Annotated in this window: 9 protein-coding genes; 4 read left to right on the plus strand and 5 right to left on the minus strand. The window is 40.6% G+C overall.

Features of this window, described 5'->3' with window-relative positions:
- Positions 1-416: 416 nt before the first annotated feature.
- The 4 genes from rho to EDM53_RS04890 are packed head-to-tail and all read left to right on the plus strand — an operon-like array spanning position 417 to position 4,337.
- On the plus strand, positions 417-1,709 hold the full coding sequence (gene rho, locus EDM53_RS04875; RefSeq protein WP_242507890.1) for a transcription termination factor Rho: 1,293 nt from the start codon (positions 417-419) through the stop codon (positions 1,707-1,709).
- On the plus strand, positions 1,710-2,492 hold the full coding sequence (tatC, locus tag EDM53_RS04880; protein WP_130122539.1) for a twin-arginine translocase subunit TatC: 783 nt from the start codon (positions 1,710-1,712) through the stop codon (positions 2,490-2,492).
- A gap of 14 nt (positions 2,493-2,506) precedes the next feature.
- Positions 2,507-3,787: a serine--tRNA ligase gene (serS, locus tag EDM53_RS04885; protein WP_130122540.1), complete on the plus strand. Its 1,281-nt coding sequence runs from the start codon at positions 2,507-2,509 to the stop codon at positions 3,785-3,787.
- A complete protein-coding gene (locus EDM53_RS04890) occupies positions 3,756-4,337 on the plus strand; it encodes an RDD family protein (RefSeq protein WP_130122541.1) in 582 nt (193 codons plus the stop codon). Before serS ends, EDM53_RS04890 begins: the two co-directional genes overlap by 32 nt.
- Here the strand turns inward: EDM53_RS04890 and EDM53_RS04895 are convergent.
- The 5 genes from EDM53_RS04895 to EDM53_RS04915 form a co-directional block, all read right to left on the minus strand.
- Positions 4,328-5,824, minus strand: coding sequence for a leucyl aminopeptidase (locus EDM53_RS04895; RefSeq protein ID WP_130122542.1), 1,497 nt, complete (start codon positions 5,822-5,824; stop codon positions 4,328-4,330). The two genes, EDM53_RS04890 and EDM53_RS04895, sit on opposite strands and share 10 nt — an antisense overlap.
- A 208-nt stretch (positions 5,825-6,032) precedes the next feature.
- Entirely contained in the window at positions 6,033-6,587 is a 555-nt protein-coding gene (locus EDM53_RS04900) for an OmpH/Skp family outer membrane protein (RefSeq protein ID WP_130122543.1), read from the minus strand.
- Between the two features lie 29 nt (positions 6,588-6,616).
- Positions 6,617-8,881, minus strand: a complete 2,265-nt coding sequence (gene bamA / locus EDM53_RS04905) for an outer membrane protein assembly factor BamA (protein WP_130122544.1) — start codon at positions 8,879-8,881, stop codon at positions 6,617-6,619.
- Between the two features lie 61 nt (positions 8,882-8,942).
- Positions 8,943-10,055: an RIP metalloprotease RseP gene (rseP, locus tag EDM53_RS04910; RefSeq protein WP_130122545.1), complete on the minus strand. Its 1,113-nt coding sequence runs from the start codon at positions 10,053-10,055 to the stop codon at positions 8,943-8,945.
- Positions 10,056-10,208: 153 nt separating this feature from the next.
- The coding region (locus EDM53_RS04915; protein WP_207215486.1) for a PD-(D/E)XK nuclease domain-containing protein at positions 10,209-10,625 on the minus strand (417 nt) is incomplete at its 5' end.

A 10,625-nucleotide genomic window follows, 5' to 3' on the forward strand; every position in this document is an offset into this window, starting at 1 on the left:
ATTACGTAGTGCTGTACTCTAGCGGGACTTTGCTGTATACATGGCAACTTGTAATTTGACGTTCGTGCTATTTGTATTTTTTCTTTCAGGACTGTCTTGCTTAGCTTCAATTAAACAGCTATAAAGGTTTCACGTTAATGGTCATAGATGACAACTATTCAAATGATTCGGAGCATTTGGACTACAATTCGAATAACAATCAGGACTCTAAATTTAAGACGAATCAAGCTCCAAGAAGGATAAAAAGAAGGCAGTATAAAAGCAGCCCGCATGTCTCCAAAGATTTATTTCAAGACATGCCACCCTCCCCTTCTAAAGAGGAACATAGGTTAAGGGGGTCTTCAGAGCATCATGACAATGACTCAGATGATCAGGGACATGCTGCTCAAGACACGCAGCTTTCACAAGACTTTGAAATGGTTTTTTATCTCAAAGACCTTAAAAGAAAGTCACCCGATGAGTTGTTAGATTTAGCGGAGTCTTTAGAAGTAGAAAACCCAAGTAGCTTTAGTAGAAATGATCTTATCTTCACCATACTAAAACGCCTCGCAGACAAAGGCGGCATAATGATAGGTGAAGGTGTGCTTGAAATAAGTCATGAGGGTTATGGGTTCCTCAGATCCCAAGAAGGGCATTATGCTGCAGCCACCGACGACGTGTATGTGTCACACCATCAAGTTAGAAGGTTCGGCTTAAGACATGGAGATACTGTTGTTGGTCCAATACGTGCGCCTAAAAAGGGTGAGAGGTACTTTGCGCTTATCAAAATCAATCAAGTCAATGGATTAGAAACTTCTAAAATCCATCACAGAATACATTTTGACGATCTGACCCCACTTTATCCAGATTCCAAGCTTAGCCTTGAAAACCCAGCTAAACCATCAAAAGATTTAAGCGGAAGAGTAATTGAAATTGTAGCACCAATAGGTAAAGGGCAAAGAGCTCTTATAGTCGCCCCTCCTAGAACGGGAAAGACCATGCTTCTGCAACACATCGCGCAAGCCGTCACTGAGAATCACCCAGAAGCCATTCTCATCATGCTCTTGATAGGAGAACGTCCTGAGGAAGTGACGGATATGTCCAGATCAATACGTGGAGAAGTTGTTAGCTCCACATTTGACGAGCCAGCTCAGCGACATGTCCAACTAGCAGAGATAGTGATAGAGAAAGCCAAAAGACTTGTAGAGCATAAGAAGGACGTTGTTATACTTCTTGACTCTATCACAAGACTTGCAAGAGCGTATAACAACATCGCTCCCTCTTCTGGCAAGGTGCTAAGTGGTGGGGTTGATTCTAACGCACTGCAAAGACCAAAGCGCTTTTTTGGGGCTGCTCGTAATATAGAAGAAGGTGGCTCTCTTACTATCATCGCTACCGCATTAATTGAGACTGGTTCAAGGATGGATGAAGTGATATTTGAAGAGTTTAAAGGAACAGGAAATGCAGAGATAGTACTAGATAGAAAAATTTCCGATAAGAGAATATTCCCAGCCATTGACATCGCTAAGTCTGGTACAAGAAAAGAAGATCTTTTGGTTGAGAAGTCTGTTCTTGCAAAGACATGGGTACTCAGACGCATCTTAAGTCCTATGAGCACCATTGACGGAATCGAGTTTCTCATAGACAAGCTGCGTATGTCCAAATATAACGCCGAGTTTTTTGACCAGATGAACACATTTAATGGTTCAACCACAAAAAATACAAAGTAAATGGTTGAAAACTTTGTAAGAGATTTCAAGTCACGTTATCAAAAGGACATATCTGAGCTTCGCACTCGCTTGTTTCTATCGATCTTGACATTAGCGATCAGCGTATCAGGCTCCTTCTACTTTGCAGAATCCATACTATCAATGCTAACAGAACCATTGTCATTGTCATATCGATTTAGCGATGGTAGAAAGCTGATTTTTACCGGCTTAATGGACGCTTTTTTAATGCATTTTAAAGTCGCTTGCTATGCAGGGTTTATGATGTCGCTGCCATATATCTCTTATCAAGTATATGCTTTTGTGGCACCAGGACTATATCAACACGAAAAAAGAACAATTGCATACTTGATGATCTTTGTTCATTTGCTGTTTTTGATAGGTGGAGCCTCTGGGTATTATTTGATAGTACCGCTGGCATGTCGATTCTTTTTAAGCTTTGAAAGCCCGGGACACGGACAGTCTCTACCGATACTCCTAGAAGCTAGATTGGACCAATATTGGGACTTTATGCTTAACGTCATGATAGGATGCGGTTTAGTACTACAGTTGCCAGTGTTCATACTTCTATTGTGCAAGTTTGGTATAATCACAACAAACTTCCTGGTGGTCTATAGAAAGCACATGATAGTCTTTTTTTTCATCATTGCTGCGATTATTACTCCACCTGATGTGGTTAGCCATGTGATTTTAGGTACAGCTATGGTTATGTTGTATGAGATATCGATCTTAGCATCTAAAATCGTGGAAAAGTATCAGCGAGGCACATTCAATCACACCAATTGAAGAGGAACATTGTTATGCATGACATCAAGTGGATTAGACAAAATAAGGAGTACTTTGAAGGCTGTATGGCAAAAAGAGGGATCTTTAACATATCAGAGAGACTTCTGGAGCTGGACAGAGACTTGCGTGAGCATGAAACAAAACTCCAGCAGCACCAATCCAAAATGAACGATATAGCGAAAGAAATCGGACTACAAAAAGGTAGGAGTTTGAGGGAAATTCGAAGCCTTATGGAAGATGCTGAAAGGGTTAAGAAAGAAATAGCGCTATTGGAAGTACAGACCAACAAGAAGCATGCAGAGTTTCAAGAATTCATGAGCAGTATTCCAAATATTCCAGATGAAGATGTACCACATGGTATAGATGAAGCAAGCAACATCGAAATTAACAAACATGGTGCTCCCAGGAATTTTGAGTTTGAGCCCCTTCATCATTACGAGCTCGGGGAATATTTACAGCAAATGAACTTTGATCTTGGTGCAAAGGTTTCGGGTTCCAGGTTTGTGATGCTTTTCGATCAACTGTCAATGATGGAAAGAGCACTCGCCAACTTCATGCTTGATATTCATACAAGAGAATTTGGATATACAGAGGTCACCCCTCCCCTACTTGTTAAAAACGAAGCAATGTTTGGCGTAGGACAATTGCCAAAATTTGATATCGATAGTTTTTTAACAAGGGAAGGTTTACGCCTCATACCTACAGCAGAGGTACCTCTGACCAATATTGTCTCCGACACAATTCTGGAAGAACACAAGCTTCCGTTAAGGTACACAGCTTACTCACAATGCTTTAGATCAGAAGCAGGAAGTGCCGGAAGAGATACCAGGGGCATGATAAGAAATCACCAATTTTCAAAGGTGGAGTTAGTGAGTATCACAAACGCTACCGATTCCAAGACAGAGCATGAAAGAATGTTGCACTGCGCAGAAACGATACTACAAAGATTGGAGATTCCTTACAGAGTCATGCTCTTATGTGGAGGAGATCTAGGATTCTCATCCAGTAAAACATATGACATAGAAGTGTGGCTACCTGCTCAAAAATGCTATAGAGAGATTTCAAGTTGCTCAAATTGCTTGGATTTTCAAGCAAGACGAATGAAGGCAAGGTATAAGGATCTCAGGACTGGCAAGAATCGGATGGTCCACACCTTAAACGGTTCTGGCTTAGCAATAGGAAGAACGATCATTGCAATACTTGAAAATTATCAAAATAGCGATCACACTGTCAGTATACCAACAACATTACAAAGGTATATGAATGGAATTAGCACGCTTAGTAGGAATTCATAACAACTACGATAATACAGTCACCATTGATGGAAAGAAGTATATACTTGCGACCCTTCATAGAAGGATGATCGCTGCAATCATAGACACCGTATGTATCGGTATGGTTGTGGGCCTTTGTGTAGACTATGTTCAATACCTTATATACGGTAATGTCACAGGGCTAGATATGATAGCCAACATCGATGCAAGCACAAAACCTGGTTATAGTATTCTCGATATGCTTCATCTGTTGTATGTACATGGAGTATTCACAAGATTATTGATGGTGCTCATCTCCTCCTTGATGCTTTTTGGTCCTGTCATCATCACATTTTGGAGACTCGCTGGAGCAACACCAGGCAAACTTCTTACAAAGTGTATGATCGTAGACGCAAGGACCGGCCAAATCCCTAGCGTCAAACAATGCGTAGTAAGATTTCTGGGTTACACGATATCCACAGCACCAGCATGTCTAGGATTTATGACAGCGCTTGTCACACAAAAGAATCAAGCGATCCATGACATGCTAGCTGGAACAGTCGTTGTTCTGAAAAACCCAGTCTACTCGTAATTGTCTAAGATGAGCTTGTTAAGCAACCTTACGCCAAAGCCAGATGCACCCTTTGGTATATAGTCAACGTGCCTCTTATTCCAAGCCATTCCTGCTATATCCAAATGTGCCCACTTTGATTTCCTGACAAATCTCTTGAGAAAGTGAGCTGCAGTAATACTACTACCACCTAAAGTAGAGCTAATCGCAGTGTTTCTAACATCCGCTATTTGTGAATCGATCTGCCTGTCATAGTGATCGCTCATAGGCATCCTCCATACAAGCTCCCCCGTATCTTGACCTGCTTTAAATATTTGTTCTGATAAGAGGTCATCGTTCGAGAAAAGACCAGCATGCCCACCATCACCAAGTGCTACGACAATCGCACCAGTCAATGTGGCCACGTCAACTATTAACTCTGGACTGTACTGTCGTTCAACATAGCATAGCACATCTGCAAGCACTAATCTTCCCTCTGCATCAGTGTTGTCTACTTCAATAGTCTGACCAGACATTGACGTTACAACATCGCTTGGTCTTTGTGCGCTTCCAGATGGCATGTTTTCAACTAAACCAACAGCACCTATGACATTTACCTTTGCATTCCTTGCAGCTAAAGCATACATTAAGCCGATCACAGTCGCAGCACCCGCCATATCGTATTTCATATCTGAAATACTTGCATTAATCTTTAAGTTAATACCCCCAGTGTCAAACGTTACACCCTTGCCAACAAATGCTAGTTTTTGATCACTACTAGCGTCGCCATTCCATTCCATTATCACCATTTTTGACTCTTTGACGCTACCTTGACCAACCCCCAAAAGAGCGTTCATTCCCAACTTCTTCATCTCTGTCTCATCAATAACAGTGACTTTGAGACCCATTTTGTCCAATTCTTTACACCTCATCGCTAATGATTCAGGATAGATAACGTTTGGTGGCTCTGAGACCAAATCCCGAGCAAGCATGCAACCATCTATAACATGATCTTCGCTTTTAAAGGTTTGGGAGACTTTTTCAGCACTGTTTGTATATACCGTTACCTTCTGTAGAGTCAGCTGATGCTTATCCTTCTTGTCCACGAAGTACTTGTTAAAGGTATAATTGTTTAACCTCATACCAACACAAAGCTGTGCTGCAAGCATCACATCATCCATACCATCCACAGGCTCTATTATGAGATCCGAATCAGACAGTTTTAATTTGTTAAGGTATGTCGTGATCTTCCCGCCGATATTTAGACACTCCTGCTTAGTCAACTTCCTAGGGTCTCCTATGCCGACTACGATGATACCCGAAAGATTTTGCGCTCCTGGCATTATCATACCAATTTGACCTACTTTTCCATTAAAGCTCTGATCGATCTTTACAAACTTGGTAAGAATATCGCCACCGTATATGCTGGCAACACTTTGCGGCAATGCCAATTTGTCCGTCACCAAACAAATCTTTACCTTATCACCGCTATGATCGAGTTGTCCTATGGATTGAAAGTGAATTTTCATGTTATTCCCGCAGTATCTTATAGTTAATAATAGTTAATACGCTTGTAGCCCTAGTACAGCATCAGAAAGCAACCAGATGTTACACCAATTCTCATTTCTAAATGATTCAAAACGGATTTTGTGAAACTCCGCTATGTACAGCTATTTCAATACGCTTACGCAGCCTCATCCTCAAATCCATTTGCCTAATCGAATCTGAAATTTGGTGTTATTTGCCAGCAGTGTTATCCTTCTTGTTGAAGTCCACAGGAAGCGCAGGCATCACTGCATCTAACTCTTGAAGCACTTCTGATGTAATATCAAGTTCCTGAGAGGCAAAAGCTGTCTGCTCCCTGTACAATACGATCTGAACAGCATCCCTTGCAGCTATCTTTTTGACTATCTCAGATACCTTGCCTTCAACTGCACCGTAAGCTTCTGCAGAAGCCTTATCAATAGCAACGCGTTCACTATAACTTACCTTATTGAACTCTTCGGCGTCCTTTACAAGCTTTGAGTATTTTTCCTCAAAAGCTTCTTGTGAAAGTAGCTTCTTTTGACCTTCCAAATCCGTAGAACGCTTTTTAAACTCTTTCTCCTTGACTGTAGACTTACCCCTTAAAACGTCCACTTTTTTATTGATCTGGTTTGATATGTCTTGTATCACCTTTGCTTGCTGCATCAATTTTTGAATATCTACGATTGCTATCTCTTTTGTGGCTGCTTGAACTTGAGCAGCATATAAGCAGCAAAATAAAACAAGTGCTTTTTTCAAATTATACATAAAACCTCACAAAGTTAATTAACGCGTTATTACATTCCGCTGCCGATACTCACTCTAAAGTATCTCACCGAATCATAGGACTTCTTTCTAAATGGAATACCATAGTCTATGGTAATCGTACCTATCGCTGAAGTCCAACGAATTCCAAGACCATACGAAGCCCTCAGAAAGTGATCATCGTATACACTGGATCTGTTTGTGCCCTTTGGCATGTCTATCCCGTACAACGTACCAAAATCAGAGAACACAAATCCATTTAACCCACTCTCTTTCGGAAGGCCTACAGGGAATCCAACCTCAAGCGTCAGGCTATGGAATATGTTGCCCCCAAGTTCTTCCTTGGTCTTTCTGTCACGAGGTCCGATAAAATCAAACCCTCTCATCTGGTCATTGTCTATGAAGTAGCGATCGCTTAACCTTACACGCTTGCCATTCCATCCCGTAATGTATCCAGTCCTCGCAACAGCACTAAAAATTACGTCGCGCTTGTAAAGAGGACGGTAAAACGCACCAACCAGTTTGTTATCAACATAAAACGACTGGCCCCCTAATCCTGCTGCGTCTTGGCTTAACTTCAGCATATAACCACTACTTGGAGATAAGCTATCGTCTGTTCTGTCATAGGTAAGCGTGTGCCCTACCAAAGATGTAAATACATTACCCCTATCATCTTTGATCAACTCTGTAGCATTGTTACGAACGTGAGAGGTCCTAGCTACCTTAGCAGAATATCTAACACCATGGGATAGGTATTCCGTGATGTTATACCCTAACCTCAAAACCAAGCCAGAGGTTGTGCTGTTAAATGAGCTTCTTTTCATCCTGCTTTGGTTAGAGTTGAAAATGTCAAATCCAGCTGTCAGCGGATAATCCATGAAGTAGGGCTCAGTAAAACTAAAGACAATCTCTGAATCCTTTTGGGCTCTCATTATATCGATGCTAACTTGCTGTCCCTTTCCTAAAAAGTTAGTTTCTGCAAGACCTATGCTACCTAAAGCACCTATGGAAGTGTTATAACCAACGGCAAAGTTTACCGTCCCTGTAGAGCGCTCCTCAACTTCTACTTCCACATCCACCTTGTCTTCCTCATCCGTGGTTTTAGTGTTTTTAAAGTTCACGGCATTAAAGAATCCCAAGTTTCTAATTCTTTGATTTGAACGATATATCTTAGTAGCATTGTATGGATCACCTTCAGCTATTCTAAATTCACGCCTTATGACCTTGTCTAGTGTTCTAGTGTTATTTTTTATGTTAATTTTGTTAATGTACGTCTTGTAAGTCTCATTGATGGTAATATTGACGTTCGCTATCTTCTGATCCCTTTCTCTCATGACGTCATAATCCACATCAACAAAAGCATAACCATTGTCACCGAGATGATCTGTAATCGCATCTATAGTAGAATTTACAGAGCTTTGATTAAAGTTAGTTCCTTTTTTAAATGTCAGCAGCTTATACAAAGGCTCAAGATCTATGCCAGGTATTTTACTAATTATGGTCACGTCCCCAAATTTATAAACCGCTCCTTCGTGTATGTTGAAAGTGATTATGAATGCGTCCTTCTTTGGAGTCAATTCAGCGTGTGTCGACAGCAGTTCAAAGTCTGCATAACCTTCGTTTAAATAAAACTCCCTCAACAGCTCCTGATCTAAGATGAGCTTATCTTTATCATATACATCCACAGAAGAGAAAAATCTATACCATCTCGATTCTTTTGAAAACAGTACATTACTCAACTTACTGGAGGTAAAATCGTTATTACCTATAAAGGAAATTTTTTTGATCTTCGCTAATATACCTTCCCTGATCTCATACACCAGATCTATGCGATTTTGATCTAGCTTCACTATCTTTGGTTCTATCACGACGTTATAATAACCCCTTCTTTGGTACATCGAGACCATTCTTTTCAGATCATTTTGAAGCTTCAAACCAGAAAATACCGATCTTGAACTCATTCCAAGCTCTTTGGCAAAGTCTTCATCCTTAATATTAGTATTGCCTTCAAAAGCAATCTTACTAATAATTGGATTTTCCTCCAATTCTACAAACAGTATTGAATCCTTCGTATATATCTTGATATTTGAAAAGAAACCGGTGCTAAACAAGCTTTTGATAGAGGCATCAATCTGGTTTTGTGTTGCTAAATCGCCGTGTTTAATAGTTAGATATGCTTCTACAGTAGATACAGAAATCCTACTGTTACCAGTCACTTCAATTTTCTGTATGCCCTGCGCACAGGCAAAACTGCACCACATTACACAAGTAACAAGACACAAAAATAAGCGTTTCATCGAACCTCCAGGCTTACTGCTTCATTAATGATTGCTGAGAATACAACTTTTCACAGTATTATCAAGATGTAAATAAAGACCTAATGTCATTAACAAATGCAAAACATGTTAATGCTATCAATATCAACAGGCCAAAACTTGCCCAATACGGCTGTATTTTTTGAGACCAGCTCTTCCCAATTACCAGCTCAATCATGTAATAAGCAAGATGTCCACCATCAAGTACAGGAATTGGAAAGAGATTTAATAAACCAAGGTTGATAGAAAGTATCACTATCAACGATAAAACTCCTGCTATGCCACCTTCAGCAGATTTTCTGGAATACTGGGCTATTTTTATAGGGCCACCAATTTCATTTATCGCTCTGTTGCCCGACAGCATCTGATATAAACCCTTTAACATCATCCTAGACACATTCATTGCGACTCTCGTTCCATCCACAAATGATTCGAAAATGTTGTATTGGATTTTTTCAAATTTTCCTGTGGCTGTGACACCCAAAATTGGAGTTGTTTTGACGGTGTCTTCACCCTCCTTAGCCTTTGGGATCTGTGGTGTGATAGCCACTTCAATCGGCAACGAATTCCTGATTATTTCTAATTTTACTGGCTCTCCTATGTTAAGGAGTAGATGCTCTTGTATCTCAGTAAAACTTTTAATTTCTGTACCGTTTACGGAGCTGACAATATCTCCAGGCCTTATTCCTGCCAGCTCAGCTGGGCTGTTTTGAGCAACCCCACCGATTTCTGGAAGGATCAGAACTTTACCGTTAGCAAAAACCAAGATTGCAAGTATTAAAATCGCAGAAACGTAATTTGCAAGTGGACCTGCAGCAACTATACTAGCTCTTTGCCATAACGGTTTATGATAGAATGAACGCGCTATATCAAACTCAGGAATATTGCCCATACTTTCCAGCTCTCCGGGACCAGATATATCGTCACCTAACATCTTAATATATCCGCCGAGAGGTATCAGCGATAATTTCCATCTGGTACCACGACTATCTGTAAAACCAAAGAGCTCCTTACCAAAGCCTATTGAAAACGTCTCGACCTTCACTCCACAGCATCTGGCAATGAAATAGTGTCCAAATTCATGAATAAACACGATAATCGAGACTACTATTGCAAACCAATATATAGCCTCTATAGTCTCTAAAAAAGACGGCACGCGTACACCTCACTTATTAATTTAATGCCAGTTGTTTCAAAGAGTCTGACTGTCGTGTTAAGACACTCTGTAAACAGAAACCATAGCCTTATAACACAAAAGGACCGTATTTCAAACATTTAGTGATCATTTGTTCATGATTCAAGACAGACCCTAGTCACCAAAGCTGACAACGGTATCATACACCAGCTCCATGTGCTTACCGCAAAATGCAAGGCCTATTGCTAAAACCTCCTTGACCCCCTTTTGCTTGCACATCTCTATGTACTGACGCTCTTTGATTTGCTTCAAGGCCTCCTCAGCTTTTTCATGAAGGGTCTCTAGGTTATCACTGATCTTAAACTCTAAAAGTATAGCTGCTCTAGTGATATCCTTTGGTATTAAGGCTACGTCGCATCTCCCTAAACCCGCCTCTTTGTTTGATTGAATGTCGTACTCTCCTCTAAGCCCCACCACAAGACCCAATATAAACACATGAAATACCTGCTCAGGTGTGTTCTTGTTAAAATCAAAGTAGCTGCCGCTTTGTATGATATAGCTTGAGATGTACAGCTTAAATTTCTCCACATC

Source organism: Rickettsiales endosymbiont of Peranema trichophorum, from assembly GCF_004210275.1.
Taxonomy (GTDB): Bacteria; Pseudomonadota; Alphaproteobacteria; order Rickettsiales; family Midichloriaceae; genus RICK02.

Coding starts and splice junctions, on each gene's coding strand:
- rho (WP_242507890.1), top strand. CDS start 417: ATGGTTTTTTATCTCAAAGACCTTAAAAGAAAGTCACCCGATGAGTTG.
- tatC (WP_130122539.1), top strand. CDS start 1,710: ATGGTTGAAAACTTTGTAAGAGATTTCAAGTCACGTTATCAAAAGGAC.
- serS (WP_130122540.1), top strand. CDS start 2,507: ATGCATGACATCAAGTGGATTAGACAAAATAAGGAGTACTTTGAAGGC.
- EDM53_RS04890 (WP_130122541.1), top strand. CDS start 3,756: ATGGAATTAGCACGCTTAGTAGGAATTCATAACAACTACGATAATACA.
- EDM53_RS04895 (WP_130122542.1), bottom strand. CDS start 5,824: ATGAAAATTCACTTTCAATCCATAGGACAACTCGATCATAGCGGTGAT.
- EDM53_RS04900 (WP_130122543.1), bottom strand. CDS start 6,587: ATGTATAATTTGAAAAAAGCACTTGTTTTATTTTGCTGCTTATATGCT.
- bamA (WP_130122544.1), bottom strand. CDS start 8,881: ATGAAACGCTTATTTTTGTGTCTTGTTACTTGTGTAATGTGGTGCAGT.